Genomic DNA, 16,663 nt, shown 5'->3' with positions numbered 1-16,663 from the left:
TTTGGTACAGTGCCCGATTGTGCATAAATATATATCGTCTGTGAACTAGAAACCGTTGATCCTTCAGCTAAACTCAATCCACTTCCGTTTGGACCAGTGAAATAAGCGTTGCCCGATGATAAGGCAGGAAGGGTGTATGACTGCCCTTGACAAATGGTCTGTGGTGCAATTTGATCTACTACCGGAGTAGCAAACACTTCAATAGTCATCGTTGTTCCTAATGCACATAAACCGGTTGTTGGAGTAAATATGTAAGTGGTAATACCTGCATTTGCTGTATTAATTGTCGAAGGATTCCATGAACCGGTAACACCGTTATTAGATGTCTGTGGTAGCAATGGAGCCGTTGAACCTTGACACAAATTAGCAATTTGCGTAAAGACAGCTTGTGTTGGTGCTGTTATGGTAATGGTCATTGTTGTACCAAGAGCACACAAACCACTTGTAGGAGTAAATGTATAAACAAAATCACCCGCTACACTTGTGTCAATTGTGGATGAATTCCAAGTACCGGTAACTCCTTCTAAAGAAGTTGTTGGTAACGAAGCAACTGTATCATTCTGACAGAAAGGTCCAACTTGCGTAAATGTTGCTTGCGTTGGTGCCGTAATCTCAACCGTTAATGTTGCCTGTGAAGCACAAATTCCATCAGCAGGTGTAAAGGTATATACCACACTACCCGCAACCGAAGTGTCAATTGCAGCAGGATTCCACGTACCCGAAATTCCATTTGTAGAAACCAATTCTAAAGCAGGTGCTACTCCATTTAAACAAATAGAAGCAATAGCCGCAAAAGTTGGTGTGATTCGCTCTTCAACTGTAACAGTAATCGTCACCGGTAAAGCACATTCAAAACTTGCATCTGGTGTAAAGGTATAGTTTGAATCTCCTACTACACTTGTATCGATTGTAGAAGGCAACCATGTACCAGTAACTCCATTATCAGATGAAGCAGGTAATAACGGTGCTTCGCTAAATTGACATAATGTTGGATAAGCTGTAAATGTTGGTGTTATCGAATTAGAAACATTCACAATCAACGAGCCTTGAGTTGCACACACTCCAGCATCAGGTGTAAAGATAAAAGTAAATTGACCCGCTACCGATGTGTCAATAGTTGAAGGTGACCACGTACCATTTACTCCATTTGTAGAAGTAGCCGGTAAAGATGGTGCTGTTGCATTCAAACACAAATCAGCTATTGGATCAAAGGTTGGTGTCAACTCTTCCTCAACTGTTATATCTACAGTATAGGTAGTTGCACAAACTCCTGCCTCAGGAGTAAAAGTAAATGTAGTTATTCCCGCTACCGAAGAATCAATTGTATCAGGTGACCATGTTCCTGTAATACCATTTAATGAAGTTAATGGTAAGGTTGGTGCTGAACTATTCTGACAAATAACAGCGATAGGGTCAAAAGTTGGGGTTACTAATTCTTCTACCGTTACATCTAATGTAGCTGAAACAGCACACTCCTCAGAAGCATCCGGTGTAAAGGTATACGTCGCAACACCAAAAACAGATGTGTCTATTGTAGATGGCGACCAAGTACCGATAACTCCATTCAAAGAAGTTGAAGGTAAAATAGGTGCCTCTGAATTTTGACAAAGCGTTGGAATCGCATCAAAAGTTGGAATGATTTCTGAAGCAATCGTTACGTCTAGAGTTACTATAGCGGCACATTGTCCGGCATCTGGAGTAAACGTAAACGTAAATGTACCGGATGTTGCCGTATCAATTGTAGCAGGACTCCAAACACCTGTAATATCATTCGTTGACGTTGTTGGTAATGCAGGAGCTGTTGACCCTTGACATAAATCAGGAATGGCGTCAAAAGTTGGTGTTATTTCCTCATTCACGGTAATATCTATAGTTGTAGAAGTAGCACAACTTTCTCCTCCAAAAGGAGTAAAGGTATACGTAAATGTTCCCGGAATGGCTGTACTAATTGTACTTGGCTCCCATAAACCATTTACTCCATTTGTAGAAGTAGCCGGTAAACCAGGAGCTACTTCATTCACACAGAAAGTTGAGAATGCATTAAATTCAGGTACAATCTCATCAGTAATGTTTACTTGGAAACTTCCTTCTGTTGAACATGTACCGTTAGTGCCATTAATAACAGCATAAACATAAATTGTTTGTGGTGTTGTGATTACATCACCAGCATTTAATTGAGTACCGCCACCATTTGTTTCAGTAAAATAGTTACCAAACAAAAGAGCAGGTAATTCATATCCGTCTGCTTCACAAACTGTTACATCATCTTGTACTTCTAATTCAGCACCTACTACATTTAATAAAATGGTATCAGTTGTAATTGTTTGAGCACCACCACAAGCCGTATAAATAGCCTGAGCTGTCATACTGGTTGTTTCTGTTACACAAACATTAATATTTAAGTTATTACTGTAAAATTCACCATCTTTTAACCAAGAGAAAGTAACGTTAGATGGACCAGCAGGAGTAAATCTCCAAGCCTCATTAGAAGCAGACCATGTACCTGTATTTCTTCCAAGAGGAACGTGTGCTTGTGTACCTGCTTGGTTTTGAATACCAATTACTCCATTTCCGGAATTCCAAGTTAAACATGGAACACGGTTTTGAACGTACACTTCAATTGCATTAGACGTTTCATACAATACAATTTGACTCGTTTGTAACGGAACGTTTGTGTTACAACTAAATTGAGCTACTTCGGAGAAGTTAACCACCAATACTCTACAAGGAGCTGTACCCAATACTTGATAGTTAATACTTGGTTGAGCCGGCGGTGTTGTTACGTTAGGATTAATATCTTGATAAGGACCATAAATCGCAGCTTTAATTGGGAAACCGGCATTTGGTATTGTTTGTGTAAATGGCCATGCACAATATCCGTTAGCGGCTTGAGCTCCTCCAGGTACCACACCTTGAATATCAAAGGTAATAACACCATTTGATCCTACCAAAGCTTGTGTATAATTTTGTCCGAAGAAACAGAAATTAAACGGTAGCGGAATAGCTGGCGACCACACGTCATCTGTATTTACTGAGGTTGGAATACCTCCTGTAAATGGGAAGGGTGGTGTAAAAGGAATAGCCGTCACTTCATAAGTGGTTGTATCCCCCGTTTCAAAGAAAGAAGCGGATAAATCTACACAACTTTCACCAGGACATAAATTCAATACACCCGGAGTTGACGTTTGTAAATCAATATCTACACCCGCACAACCCGGTAAAGCGGCTAATATAAAGAAGTTTTGTGGTCCTGCCCAAGCACTGATATCAGATGCTGAACAAATCGCACGAACATAAAATTCATAGAATCCTGCACTTAAACCAGTGGCAGTATATGGGTTTTGAGAAGTAATTACTCCAGCAACCGTTGGAACTCCTGAGCCTACCGGTTGTACTACAATTTCAAACAATGTAGCAGGAGCAATATTTGTCCAAGACAATGTTGCTGTATTGGTATCTGCACCTAAAACAGTTAAGTTAATAGGTTGTGGACATGTTGGTAAAGTTGTTGCAGTAGCCGGACCTGCCCACGCACTTGCAGGATTGTTTCCAGTACACAAAGCTCTTACATAAAAATCATAAGCTGTACTTGGATTTAGACCTGTTACTACAAATGGATTTGATGTAGCCGGAATACCAGGAGTTGCTAATGTTGGAGCTGGCGAACCAGCTGGAACAGCAATAACTTCAAAGTTAGTCCCTCCATTTGGATTCCATCCCACACTAATTTGATTGATTCCAATGTTTGATGTTGTTACATTTAATGGTGCAATACATTCCGGATTCAAACAATCTACCAAACCAGAATATAAAACTGTATTCACTAAACCTGCAGAAGCAGTGTTCATGTTATATAAAGACTGAGCAAAAGGATTGATAATCTCAACTCTTACCTCGCCGGCAAACGTCCCTCCTACACTCCAGAACAAATCAAATGGTATACCATTACACAATGGTACTTGAACATCGATTGGTCCAGCTCCTGCATTGAAGGTTGCTCCAATAGTAGCTATTACAATTCCGTTTTGTCTCACTTGCATTCTGGCTCCATTCCATCCATCGCCAAAACTGTCTCGCATTCTAAAGGTATATAAACACTGGTCTGCTACTTCACACAAAGTCGTATTGAATGTAGTAACCGGTGTCCAGTTACTTGGTGTTGGAGTTGAACATATCGCTCTAACATACACATCATATAACGTTGCTGAAGTTAATCCGTTTATCGTAAATGGATTGTCTGATGTTACCGTTCCGGTTGAAGCTGCCGTCGGTGCAGGTGAACCCGCAGGTAAGACAATCACTTCATATTGAGTAATTCCGGGAATTGCTGTCCAACCAACTTGTGCCGATGTCCCTCCAATATTAGTTACTGTTACACCACTCGGTGGTAAACATGCAGGAAAATCACAATCTACCGTGCCAGCATATAATACTGAATTAACCAATCCGGCAGATGCTGTGGTCATGTTATATAATGTTTGGTTAAACGGATTAATAATTTGAACCCTTACCTCACCGGCGAATGTTCCTCCTGCATTCCAGAATAAATCAAATGGTAATCCGTTACAAAGCGGTACTGTGATATTGATTGGTCCGCCACCTGCTGTAAATGTTGTTCCTAGTGTTGCCACTACGATACCATTTTGTCTTACTTGCATCGTAGCTCCGTTCCAACCATCACCAAAACTATCTCTTAATACAAAGGTATAGTTACATTGGTCTCCCGGTTCACAAATTGTAGTGTTAAACAAGAAAGGCCCTGCCCATGCACTAAATGTACCATCTCCACAATCTGCTCTTACATAATATTGATAAGCTGTTGCAGCGGTTAAGCCTGAAACAGGGAAATTAGTATTGGTATTGGCTGTTACCCCTGCTCCTGTTGGAATAGGTGAACCTGCCGGTTGAACTGCTACTTCCCATGAAGTTGCTGCCCCGGGGTTTGCCCATGACAACTCTGCACTAGTCTGACCAATATTTCCTGCAGTCAATCCTGTTGGCGGTGGACAGTTCACTATTTGTAAAGTCAACGTATATCCAACACTCTGTGGTGCTGTATTGGTTGAGATCACAATAAAATAAGTTTGGCCTGCCGTTACAGGTAAATCAATTACACGTGGAGTGTTGGCTGAGTTACCAACTCCCGCAATACAACTTACTCCAATATTGGTACAGCTATTATACACAAATATACCTGACCATGTTCCCGTTGGAGTCATCGTAATATTCACTACTCCGGTTGTAGGTGCTGTAAAACTATAGAAAACATCATCTCCCGTTAAATAGTTCGTTGCTGTTCCACATCCTGCTGCTGGTCCCTGTGGGCCATTATAATCATCTCCATAATTACCCGTATTATCTGTTGTAGAATACGGTAATGAAGTTATCTGTATCGGAGCCTCACACGTTACTCCGGGTGAAGTCGTTAAAAAGTTGGTCGGTCCTACCCAAGCACTATTGCTCTGTGAACAAACCGCTCTTACATAAACTTGATATTGTGTAGTTGGGGATAAACCATTAGCCACAAATGGACTTGGCCCTGTTAATACACCCACTCCTGTTGGAGCATTTGGCACTTGAACTACCTCTACTTCAAACTGAGTAGCTCCACCAGGGTTTAACCAACTGATACTAGCACTATTTTGGGTAATTCCACCAACTGTAATATCAGTTGGGTCTATACATTGCTCTACTAAACGCAAATCATCAACAATCCATCTATCTCCAGTTAATCCGGCAGCAGGTTGGTTCATCACTACTACAAAAGCCAAATAAACCTGTTGACCTGAAAGACCAGATAAACTAACTGTTTTCTCCTCACAAATATTAAATACCGCTGTTAAATCCGTATCCGCCCATGACTGAATCGTAGTAAAACTATTGATATCCGTTTGTGAGGTTGTGGAATAACGAACTTGATATGTTGTATTATCCGGTCCATTAATGGTAGAACGCGTACTGAATATCAACTGCCCATTAGTAGGAACTGTTATCAGTGGCGTTACTAAATAATTTTGTGAAGTGTTGCCCGCTCCAATATTCTGACGAGCGTTCATAAAGGCTGATGTTGTGCCCTCACAAACCGTTGGCGGAGTCGTTACCGCACTAGTTGTGGTCCATGTATTGGTCCCAATACCATTGTTAAATACTGCCCACGTTCCTGGTATACCACCCTCGAAATTCTCCGTCTGTGAATACCCAAAACCCGTTAGCATTAACAATAGTAAAACTAAGGTAATTCTTTTCATAAAATGAAAGTTTAGGTTGTTTTTGATTAATTTTTTGTAGGTTTAGAACGTCAAATTTAACAAAAATTAAGAATTAGCTAACATTATTTTGTTTTTTAACTAAAAAATGGACAAAAAAAAAGTTTTTCTTTGTTATAAATTTGTTTTTAACCCTTTGGAAATCCCTAATTTTGCAAGACATTTATAAATTATGTTGGAAAAAGAAAAAATAAATTTTGAAAAAACGGTTGTTGTAGGAATTGTCACGAAAGAGCAAGATGAATCTAAATTGAATGAATATTTAGATGAATTAGAGTTCTTGACTTTTACGGCAGGAGGTGAAGTAATAAAACGTTTTTGGCAAAAATTGGAAAAACCGAATCCTAAAACGTTTGTGGGAACCGGTAAAATGGAAGAAATTCATCTTTACATTAAAGACAATGCAGTTTCAACTGTAATTTTTGACGATGAACTTTCTCCGGCTCAGCAAAAAAATATAACCAAAATTTTAGATTGTAAAGTTTTAGACCGAACCAATCTAATTTTAGACATTTTTGCTCAGCGTGCCGAAACTTCGTATGCGAGAACGCAGGTGGAATTGGCTCAATGTCAATATTTACTTCCAAGATTATCGGGAATGTGGACACACTTGGAACGTCAGCGAGGAGGAATTGGAATGCGTGGTCCGGGGGAAACGGAAATTGAAACCGATAGACGAATTGTGCGTGATCGAATTGCTTTATTGAAAGACAAAATTAAAACGATTGACAAACAAATGTCGGTGCAACGCGGCAATCGTGGTGCAATGGTTCGGGTTGCTTTGGTGGGATATACCAATGTGGGAAAATCGACATTGATGAATGCTGTTGGAAAAAGTGATGTTTTTGTTGAAAATAAATTGTTTGCTACGTTAGATACAACGGTGCGAAAAGTGGTGATTAAGAATTTGCCTTTTTTGCTTTCGGATACGGTTGGTTTTATTAGAAAATTGCCTACGCAGTTGGTGGAATCGTTTAAAAGCACGCTGGATGAAGTACGCGAAGCCGATTTGTTGCTTCACGTGGTGGATATTTCACATCCGGATTTTGAAGATCATATTGCTTCGGTAAATCAAATTTTACAAGATATTAAGAGTGCAGACAAGCACACGATTATGGTTTTTAATAAGATTGATGCTTACAAACCTGCTTATTTTGATGAAGATGATTTGATGGTGGAAAAAACCAGTAAACATTATTCGTTAGAAGAATGGAAAGCAACTTGGATGAGTAATGTGGGCGAAAATAATGCTTTGTTTATTTCGGCTACGAATAAAGAGAATTTTGAAGAGTTTAGAGAAAAAGTGTATGAAGCTGTGAGGGAAATTCACGTGACTCGTTTTCCGTATAATAAATTTTTGTATCCGGATTATAAGGATGCTGTGGATGAAGAATAGCATTTAGCACAGTCTGCGACAGGGATTGCAGTGGAAAGCTTTTTTGATTTTTTACTTACAAATGCCCGAGCGAGGAAGCGACCAACGGAAGCTACCGCAGCTGGAGCAGTTGTTGAAAAAAATCAAAAAACTTAGAACGGAAAACCCGGCCGTTCGCCCAAAAAAAAAGCAAATTTCATACTATTTTGACAGATGAAATTTGCTTTTCTATTTGGTTGACTAGTGTCGTATGTTTAAAAAAGTCTCGTTTTTAATTAGAAAACATAGTTTACGGCTACACCCAACACTTGACGCGTTTGAAAACCTCTAAAAGCGTTATCGTCATAAATGGTTTGGAAAGAAATATTGGTTGATAAAAACTTATTGATTTTCATTACAACATTTAATTGATAATCTATATCCACATTTTGTGGGTCTTCAAGATAATTAGAATATACACTCATGATGTTTTCTGCTGTAACGTTTTCAAATAATTTGAATTTATAATACCCCGCAGCATAAAAACCTAGTTCGTATCGAATAGATTTATTTGCATCAACTCCAAAATAAGAACCATCAACATATCCTGGAACAGAAGTATAATCTTTATCAACAATGGTAAGTTTAGAGGAAAGTGGTGCTAAGTTAAATTTAAAATCATCTCTTTTTTTCCACATCATACCGGGTCCAAAAGTTAAGTAACCCGGTGAAAGCAAGTTGGTGTTTTCTGTTCTAACCTCAACACCGTCCACATTTGAATACGCAAAACCTTTTGTAAATTGGGTTCTAAAGTTTAAAAAAGCCGAATAATACCAATATCCTTTTGCTTTTTTACCGGCAAGTGAGTTGAACTCAAAACGGTCATCGGTTTTCTTTTCGAATTCTGAGTTTTTGGTTTTAACCAAACCATATGAAGCAATTACTTTATTGTCCCAAGAAATATCTTTTCTTTTGTAGTTAAAATCATAATTTACCCCAAGATTCCCAGAAATATTATCTTCGCCACCCGCTACCCAGTTATTAAAAGTAGATTGATTGAACAAAAATGAAATATTTCCTTTTTTTGTCCATCCGGAAGTTCTGGTAGTATCTTCTACTGCTTTTACAACATCATCTACGCTTTTTACTACTTCTTTTTGAGCAGAAGCTTCCCACCCAAAAATAATACATAATAGAAAAATTAGTTTTTTCATGTCCACACATTTTTATTGATTATGGGACAAAGGTAGTAATTGTTCTTTTATTAACAATTTTAACAAAATTTGCTCCTGTACTAATTTATTTTGGAGCCTTGAATAACGGAACAGCGGAACAAGCTTCACCAAACATCACACTTTTGGCAACTTTTTGTAGATTTTGAATTGCAAAAATATAGGCCGATTCCGGTACCGGTTTTTTAGAACATCCTTTTAAGATTACCGGTTTATCGCTGTAAATGGAATAATCAATTTGATTTAGGATTTCGCTATATAATATGATGTCGATTTCTTCTTTTTTTCCTAAAATAATTTTCTTAGCAAACGGTTGCAGGTGTACCGTAACTAAAATGGTTGCCCAAGCTGGTAAAATGGCCTCAGTAGAACAATGAATCGCCACAAAATGGTTTTGATACTGCGACCAATCGTGGTTTTTTAATGATTCTCGAAAATCTTTTTCTTTTAACAAAAAACCTTCTTCCAACCATTGAGCAACATCAATTTGTGTTCGATTTCCGGAAGGATAATAATCTTCTAAATCGAACACTTCGAGTGATGAGTTGGCTACTTTGTTGATGATTTCGTTCATTTTCGGTTGTCGGTTATCCGTAGTCAGTTGTCGGTTGTCAGAAAACTGACAACGGATAACTGACAACGGTCTTACAGCATCCCCAATTCTAATTTGGCTTCTTCACTCATTAAATCTTTGCTCCATGGCGGATCAAAAGTGATTTCTACTTCGCAGGATTTTACGGCATCGAGTGATTTTATTTTTTCTTCAACTTCTCTTGGTAATGTCTCGGCAACTGGACAATTTGGTGAAGTTAGCGTCATTAACACTTTCACGTCGTTGTCTTCGTTGATCATGACGTCGTAGATTAATCCGAGTTCATATATGTCAACGGGAATTTCCGGGTCGTAAATTCCTTTAAGTACTCTTACGACTGATTCGCCTAGGTTTATTTCGTCTTTGTATTCTTCCATTCTTAATCAATTTATTAATCTTATATGACTTATTTGGTTCAATATTTTTTAAGCATATAAGTCATATAAGTTTTCTATTCTTCAAATGTTTAAGTAAACGTTTTCTGTCAATAAGCTCATGTAAGCTAATCCCATAACTCGTTGTAAAGTTGGTTTACATAGGTTTTTTGACCTTCATAAAATATATTTTTTACATTAAAATTGATAAGTAATCCAATTGGGGCTTTTAATAAATTCATATAGGTTAGCAATTGTGCTTCAAAAATTGGATTGATTTCATTTACCGATTTTAACTCAACTACTAAATTATTTTCTATTACTAAATCACATTTTAACTTACAATCTAATTGATATTCTTTATAAATGATAGGAATTGAAAATTCGGATTGAAAACTAATTTTTCTTATTTCCAGCTCTTTTATCATACATTGATGATAAACTACTTCCAACAATCCTGGTCCTAAACTTTTATGAACTTCTATTGCTGCTCCGTTAACTTGATATACTAAATCTTTTAAATACGTTCTTGTTATTCCTATTTGGTTTATATTTTTTTAATTGGCTTATATGACTTATATGGTTTATTTTGTTTTGTGTAATTTTTAATTCTTCGCTTCAAATGCTAACGCATACATTTTTATTTGCTTGATCATAGAAACCAAACCGTTTGCTCTAGTGGGAGACAAATGCTCTTTCAATCCAATTTCATCAATAAAATCGGTTTTGGCTTCTAAAATTTCAGATGGTTTTTGGTTGGAAAATGCTCGAATTAAAATGGCAATGATTCCTTTAGTCAAAATAGCATCGCTGTCGGCAGTAAAAGTAATTTTTCCATCATTTTCTTCACCTTGCAACCACACTTTGGATTGGCATCCTTTGATAATGTTTTCATCGGTTTTGAATTTTTCATCAATCAACGGCAACGATTTTCCGAGTTCGATAATGTATTCGTATCGTTGCATCCAATCATCAAACATCGAAAATTCATCTACAATTTCATTTTGAATTTCTTGAATGGTCATATTATTCTTTTATGGTTAAAAGCACTAATTTATTAATAAAATTTTCAATTTCAACCGGCGGATAACCATGGTCAAAACCATCCGTAGTATAGGTTTTACCCTCTAAACTAATGGTAATGTTGGCATGAGCTGCACCGTCATAAAGTCTTTTAGACGTTGGAGCTTTTAAGTTTTTCATGTTCTCTAAATTGATTTCACGAAACGCTTCTACTAATTCTTTCCAATCTTGCTTTGTAAGGGTTAACTCGGTTGGTTTTTCATCACGAGCATTTACTACAGATACATTTTTATTTTCAATTTTTATTGTTTTATAAAATCCCCTAGACAACGCTTGGTATTCAATTACAGCATTGTCAATATCAGAAGTGTCGGAACATCCTTTCGCTAGAAAAAAAGATAAAAAAATGGTAAAAATAGTTTTCATGTGCTTTGATTTTAAATTAACTCAACATCATTTGTGCTCTTTTAACGGCTTCCACCAACGCATCAATTTCTTCTTTTGTGTTATAAAACGCAAACGAAGCTCTCAACGTTCCCGGAATTTGAAAAAAATCCATAATCGGTTGGGCACAATGATGTCCGGTGCGTACTGCTATTCCTAACTTGTCAATAATCGTACCAACATCATACGGATGAATGCCGTCAAGATTAAACGAAATTACGGAAGTTTTTTGAGTTAATCCCGAAACTTCTGGGCCATAAATTTTCAAGCCTTCAATTTCCAGTAATCTTTTAGTTCCGTATTCGAGTAATTCGTGTTCATAGGCGGCAATGTTGTCAAAACCAATTGCATTGAGGTAGTCAATGGCGGTTCCCAGTACAATTCCACCTGCAATATTGGGTGTTCCGGCTTCAAATTTGTGTGGTAATTCTGCATAGGTTGTTTTTTCAAACGAAACGGTCGCAATCATTTCGCCTCCACCTTGGTAAGGTGGTAATTTGTTTAACCAAGCTTCTTTTCCGTATAAAATTCCGGTTCCGGTTGGTCCGCAGATTTTGTGTCCGGAAAACACATAAAAATCACACTCTAAGTCTTGCACATCGGGTTTTAGATGTGGAGTAGCTTGTGCTCCATCGATTAAAACGGCTGCACCGACTTCATGAGCTTTCTCAATCATCCATTTAATTGGATTGATGGTTCCCAACGCATTGGAAATATGGTTTACGGTAACGATTTTGGTTTTATCTGATACTAATCGTTCGTATTCTGAACGAATGAGTTCGCCGGTTTCGTTCATCGGAATCACGACTAATTTCGCTCCGGTTTTTTCGCAAAGCATTTGCCAAGGAACGATGTTGCTGTGGTGTTCTAACGCAGAAACCATGACCTCATCACCCGGTTTTAAGAAACTCGCAAATCCATTCGCTACCAAATTAATACCGTGTGTAGTGCCGGAAGTAAAAAGCACTTCGTGACTGAATTTAGCATTGATATGCTGTTGAATTTTATGACGAGACGCTTCGTATGCATCGGTAGCCAATTGACTCAAGGTGTGCACTCCACGGTGAATATTGGCATTAATTTCTTTGTAATAATTCGCTTCGGCATCAATTACCACTTGAGGTTTTTGCGAAGTGGCGGCGTTATCGAAATAGACAAGCGGTTTTCCGTTTACGGTTTGAGAAAGTATCGGAAAATCGGCTCTTATTTTTTGACTATCTATCATTTTTATTTAGAAAAATTCTAAATACAAAAGTAGTAAAAAAGGAACTCGTAACCGCCACAAATTCACGAATTTTTATGAATTGTGGGAGGCAAAATGCAACAAGCCTTATTTTATTTCGTATAATTTTATACATTGCAGGAAATAAAAAATCAAATGAAAAAGTTTTTTAAATTTTTAGGCGTTTTGCTTCTTTTAGTTGTTGTTTATGTGGGTGTAACAACTTATCCTAAATTAGATATTGTATCCGGATTTTCAGCCAAAAGTGTGGCTTCCGGACATTTTATTGACGGGCGATCGCTGGAGATTATAGAAAGTGGCGATAATGACATTGACAATGTTCGTTTAGCAACCAACGAAATCCATGAAGAAGGTAAATTTGTTATTTCTTCGGCTTTCGGGTTAAAAAAACGCAAAGCCATTTACCGAGAAGGTTTGGGAGCGACATTGATAAATGATGATTTTGATGAAACAAAACCGTATTTGGTTCCGAAACGAACAAAAAATGAAACGAATTTGCCTTTTCCATATGGAAATTTAGAACCAAAAGATTCCATTTTTCCCGAGGTGAATTACGAAAAACTGAACCAAGCGGTTGCGAATGCTTTTGATAAAAAAGGTAAAAAATCGAAACGAACTCGTGCACTTTTAGTCATTTACAAAGACAAAATCATTGCCGAAAAATACGAAGACGGTTTTTCTAAAAATACTAAATTTTTAGGTTGGTCGATGACAAAAAGCATCACGGCGACTTATTTTGGGATTTTGCAACACCAAGGAAAAATTGACATTACTAAACCCGCTGGTTTATCGGAATGGACGAAAGATGAACGTTCTAAAATTACATTACATAATTTAATTCAGATGAATTCCGGTTTGGAATGGGAAGAAGATTATGGGAAAATTTGTGATGTAACAGAAATGCTTTTTTTGGCCGAAGATATGCCCAAAGTGCAATTGGAAAAACCAGCTGCTTTTGCCCCGAATTCGCATTGGAATTACTCTTCCGGAACCACAAATTTAATGTCAGGAATTCTGCGAAGACAATTTAATAACCATCAAGAATATTTAGATTTTTGGTATTCGTCGTTGATTGATAAAATCGGTATGCATTCAATGTTGATTGAATCGGATATGGCCGGGAATTTTGTTGGTTCTTCGTATGGTTGGGCTACCGCTCGCGATTGGGCGAAATTTGGCTTATTGTATTTGCACGAAGGAAATTGGAATGGTGAGCAAATTTTTGATAAAAGCTGGGCGAAGTATGTGGCGACACCTACTCCTACTTCCAAGGGTGCTTATGGTGGTCATTTTTGGTTAAATGCCGGCGGAACGTATCCTGATGTTCCGAAAGACATGTATTATGCGAGTGGTTATCAAGGGCAAAAAGTCATCATTATTCCATCCAAAGAAATGGTGATTGTTCGGTTTGGATTGACGGAAGATGAAGATTTTGATTTTAATGGGATGATGAAGGGGGTTTTAGAGAGTTTGATAAAATAAAGAACAGAAGTATTTCATATCTTTGTATTAGTTATTTTACTAACTAAACTTATTTTCTTTTTGTTAATATTTTTAAGTTGTGCAAACCCTAGTAAAATCAGTGTTTTAAAGAATGTTTCCCTCACAAATAAGGGAAACAATAAAAGTTATTAACAATTTTTGTTTATGAAAAAAGATTTAACTATGTCTGCGGTTGACAGACAGAATATTTTAAACAACAAAATAGCAATAGAGAATATTCAAGAATATATAGGTGTTAGTGGAATGTTCTTTAAAGGTGAATATAGATTTACAAAATCACAAGTTTCTGATTTCTATGGTGTAGATATATCAACTATTGAAAGATATTTATCGAGTAATGAAGAAGAATTAAAACATAATGGTTATGAAAATTTAAAAGGAAAATCATTAAAAGAATTTAAAGAAGAATTTGGGTGGATGCTAACTGAGGGGTCAAAAGCACCACAGTTAGGTGTGTTTAATTTTAGAGCCTTTTTGAATCTTGGAATGCTTTTAACAGAAAGCGAAAAAGCTAAAGCTCTAAGAAGCGTTATCCTTGATATTGTGATAGATACTTTAAATCAAAAAGTTGGAGGTTCAACAAAATATATAAATCAACGTGATGAAGATTTTATAGTTGCAATAATGCGAGAGCCTGTTTACAGAAAAGAATTCACAAATGCACTAAATTTATATTTGGATATGGGTAATTACAAATACTCAATGTATACTGATAAAATCTATGAAGCAATTTTTCATGAAAATTCGAAAGAATATAGACAAATCTTACAGCTAGAAGATAGAGAAAATCCAAGAGATACTATGTATTCTGAAGTTTTAAAACTTATAGCTTCTTTTGAGATTGGTATAGCGGATACTATGAAAATTAAATTTGATGAATTAAAAAGAAAATTACAACCAACTGAATTAGATACCTTAATTAATGATTTTTCCAACAATCGGTTTTGGATACCTCAATTAGAAGATGTGAGAACAAAAATGGCTTGTAGAGATTATGGTTTAAGAAATATAATTCATGAAAGATTAAAACCATATATTGGATCGCTAAATGGAGATGAATATGAGCGTTTTTTAGGAGACAAAAGCAAGGAGTTGATTGATAGAGTTATGGAAGATGAACAACTACTAGAAATATTCAAGAGACTTAAAGATAGATAATAATGAACGAATATATCTATTTTGATGCTGAACATGCAGTTAGGGTTCATGACCAAATAATTATTAATTCAGGTGGTATTTTAGGAATAATAAATTATGTGTCTTGTCCTAAAATAGCTATACACAAAAAAAGTGTATATGGAACACCAAGATCAAGAGATTTATGCTTTACGAGAGCACAAGCAGAGCCGTTTTGACAAACGCTTAATTTTAAAAATTGTCAAAGAAGTTGAAAATGGACTTCCCAGAAAAGAAGCACTTCGGATTTATGATTTAGGGAAAACATCGTTAGATAGTTGGATGCGTTACTTTGGCTCACCCGATTACCATGAAAATATCAAACGAAGAAGCTATTCAAACCTTCAGAAGCGAACAATTGTCACGGCCATTGAACAGGGAAGATTAACCATTAAGGAAGCTAAAACAGCTTATAATATTAAGGATGAGCAATTAATTCGTAAATGGATTAAGCAATATCAATCAGAAAAAGTCGAAATTTGTATTGAAAACACTTCTCCAATGGCTAAAGAGAAATCATCTTTAAAAGATTTAGAAAAAGAAGCTTTGCAAAAAGCTTTACAAGAAGCAGAGCTTAAAATAAAAGCCTTGAACACGCTAATTGATGTAGCCGAAGACCAACTTAAAATTGATATTAGAAAAAAGTCTGGTGCCAAGCAGTCTTAAAAATGAAACAAGACTTCCCTAAGATAGGAATAGCTGTTTTATGTCGATTGTTTGGCAAAACAAGGCACGCTTATTACGATAGTTTATGGCGAAAAGAGAGTAGTTTAGTCAAAGAAGATGTTATCCTTCAAGAAGTAATTAACATCAGAAAAGACTTGCCGCGACTGGGAACTAGAAAGTTACACTATGTAATACAAAATAAGTTGATCTCCCATCAAATATCTTTTGGCAGGGATTATTTATTTGATTTATTGTCAGAGCATAAACTGTTGATTCGTCAAAGAAAAAGAAAAGCTATAACCACTGATTCTAGACATTGGATGAGAAAATATAGTAATTTGGTAAAAGGACTTACAATAACAAGACCAGAACAGGTTTGGGTAAGTGATATTACTTATATCCGATTAACCAATCAATGGGGCTATCTAAGTTTAATTACAGATGCGTATTCTAGAAAGATAATGGGCTATAGTTTTCGTCAAGACCTTGCTGCTGAAGGTTGCATTGAAGCCTTGAAGATGGCTCTAAATAATAGATTGTATAATGAATCAATCATCCATCATTCTGATAGAGGTTCACAGTATTGTTCTCACAACTATGTTGATTTATTGCTAAAAAACAACATAGGTATTAGCATGACCGAAAATGGAGATCCATATGAAAATGCATTAGCAGAAAGAATAAATGGTATTATTAAAACAGAATTTAATCTTTACTCTAGCAGCTTGGGTTTTGACCAAACAGGATATCAAGTAAGTAAAAGCATTAAGTCTTATAATGAATTAAGACC

The 16,663-nt window shown here is 36.6% G+C and carries 13 protein-coding genes; 5 read left to right on the top strand and 8 right to left on the bottom strand.

The window, feature by feature from the left end; all coding sequences use genetic code 11:
• Positions 1-6,248, bottom strand: a 6,248-nt coding sequence (locus H601_RS16210; RefSeq protein ID WP_156900404.1) for a fibronectin type III domain-containing protein, incomplete at its 3' end; no start/stop codon positions are given.
• 190 nt (positions 6,249-6,438) lie between these two features.
• Between H601_RS16210 and hflX the strand changes: the two genes are divergently transcribed.
• The gene (gene hflX / locus H601_RS0112510; protein WP_026711826.1) at positions 6,439-7,662 is read left to right on the top strand and encodes a GTPase HflX; all 1,224 of its coding nucleotides are present in this window, start codon (positions 6,439-6,441) and stop codon (positions 7,660-7,662) included.
• A 254-nt stretch (positions 7,663-7,916) separates the two neighbouring features.
• Here hflX and H601_RS0112500 read toward each other — a convergent pair whose 3' ends face one another.
• From H601_RS0112500 to H601_RS0112470, 7 genes are all read right to left on the bottom strand, one after another.
• Positions 7,917-8,834, bottom strand: a complete 918-nt coding sequence (locus H601_RS0112500; RefSeq protein ID WP_026711825.1) for a DUF3078 domain-containing protein — start codon at positions 8,832-8,834, stop codon at positions 7,917-7,919.
• An 85-nt stretch (positions 8,835-8,919) separates the two neighbouring features.
• Positions 8,920-9,426: a DUF2480 family protein gene (locus H601_RS0112495; protein ID WP_026711824.1), complete on the bottom strand. Its 507-nt coding sequence runs from the start codon at positions 9,424-9,426 to the stop codon at positions 8,920-8,922.
• A gap of 71 nt (positions 9,427-9,497) precedes the next feature.
• Entirely contained in the window at positions 9,498-9,821 is a 324-nt protein-coding gene (locus H601_RS0112490; RefSeq protein ID WP_026711823.1) for an SUF system Fe-S cluster assembly protein, read from the bottom strand.
• Between the two features lie 125 nt (positions 9,822-9,946).
• The gene (locus H601_RS0112485) at positions 9,947-10,354 is read right to left on the bottom strand and encodes a GxxExxY protein (RefSeq protein WP_281170587.1); all 408 of its coding nucleotides are present in this window, start codon (positions 10,352-10,354) and stop codon (positions 9,947-9,949) included.
• Between the two features lie 69 nt (positions 10,355-10,423).
• Positions 10,424-10,843, bottom strand: coding sequence for a SufE family protein (locus H601_RS0112480; RefSeq protein ID WP_026711821.1), 420 nt, complete (start codon positions 10,841-10,843; stop codon positions 10,424-10,426).
• Position 10,844: 1 nt separating this feature from the next.
• Positions 10,845-11,267 (bottom strand): hypothetical protein, encoded by a 423-nt coding sequence (locus tag H601_RS0112475; protein WP_026711820.1) that lies wholly within the window; start codon positions 11,265-11,267, stop codon positions 10,845-10,847.
• Between the two features lie 16 nt (positions 11,268-11,283).
• On the bottom strand, positions 11,284-12,510 hold the full coding sequence (locus H601_RS0112470) for an aminotransferase class V-fold PLP-dependent enzyme (RefSeq protein WP_026711819.1): 1,227 nt from the start codon (positions 12,508-12,510) through the stop codon (positions 11,284-11,286).
• Between the two features lie 153 nt (positions 12,511-12,663).
• On the opposite strand from H601_RS0112470, the gene H601_RS0112465 reads away from it, so the two are divergent.
• The 4 genes from H601_RS0112465 to H601_RS0112450 form a co-directional block, all read left to right on the top strand.
• A complete protein-coding gene (locus tag H601_RS0112465; protein WP_026711818.1) occupies positions 12,664-14,010 on the top strand; it encodes a serine hydrolase domain-containing protein in 1,347 nt (448 codons plus the stop codon).
• Positions 14,011-14,175: 165 nt separating this feature from the next.
• A complete protein-coding gene (locus tag H601_RS0112460) occupies positions 14,176-15,189 on the top strand; it encodes a hypothetical protein (RefSeq protein ID WP_026711817.1) in 1,014 nt (337 codons plus the stop codon).
• A 138-nt stretch (positions 15,190-15,327) separates the two neighbouring features.
• Positions 15,328-15,873 (top strand): transposase, encoded by a 546-nt coding sequence (locus H601_RS16205; protein WP_051220747.1) that lies wholly within the window; start codon positions 15,328-15,330, stop codon positions 15,871-15,873.
• Positions 15,874-15,875: 2 nt separating this feature from the next.
• A partial coding sequence (locus tag H601_RS0112450) for an IS3 family transposase (protein WP_035655968.1) occupies positions 15,876-16,663 on the top strand: 788 nt, incomplete at its 3' end.

This window comes from Flavobacterium filum DSM 17961, from assembly GCF_000425465.1.
Classification (GTDB): Bacteria; Bacteroidota; Bacteroidia; order Flavobacteriales; family Flavobacteriaceae; genus Flavobacterium; species Flavobacterium filum.
The sequence above is the reverse complement of the archived record's forward strand: the minus strand, read 5'-3'. Positions and strand labels throughout refer to the sequence as shown.

Excerpts from the sequence above, each read along its gene's own strand:
- hflX (WP_026711826.1), top strand. The coding sequence starts at position 6,439 with ATGTTGGAAAAAGAAAAAATAAATTTTGAAAAAACGGTTGTTGTAGGA.
- H601_RS0112500 (WP_026711825.1), bottom strand. The coding sequence starts at position 8,834 with ATGAAAAAACTAATTTTTCTATTATGTATTATTTTTGGGTGGGAAGCT.
- H601_RS0112495 (WP_026711824.1), bottom strand. The coding sequence starts at position 9,426 with ATGAACGAAATCATCAACAAAGTAGCCAACTCATCACTCGAAGTGTTC.
- H601_RS0112490 (WP_026711823.1), bottom strand. The coding sequence starts at position 9,821 with ATGGAAGAATACAAAGACGAAATAAACCTAGGCGAATCAGTCGTAAGA.
- H601_RS0112480 (WP_026711821.1), bottom strand. The coding sequence starts at position 10,843 with ATGACCATTCAAGAAATTCAAAATGAAATTGTAGATGAATTTTCGATG.
- H601_RS0112475 (WP_026711820.1), bottom strand. The coding sequence starts at position 11,267 with ATGAAAACTATTTTTACCATTTTTTTATCTTTTTTTCTAGCGAAAGGA.
- H601_RS0112470 (WP_026711819.1), bottom strand. The coding sequence starts at position 12,510 with ATGATAGATAGTCAAAAAATAAGAGCCGATTTTCCGATACTTTCTCAA.
- H601_RS0112465 (WP_026711818.1), top strand. The coding sequence starts at position 12,664 with ATGAAAAAGTTTTTTAAATTTTTAGGCGTTTTGCTTCTTTTAGTTGTT.
- H601_RS0112460 (WP_026711817.1), top strand. The coding sequence starts at position 14,176 with ATGAAAAAAGATTTAACTATGTCTGCGGTTGACAGACAGAATATTTTA.
- H601_RS16205 (WP_051220747.1), top strand. The coding sequence starts at position 15,328 with ATGGAACACCAAGATCAAGAGATTTATGCTTTACGAGAGCACAAGCAG.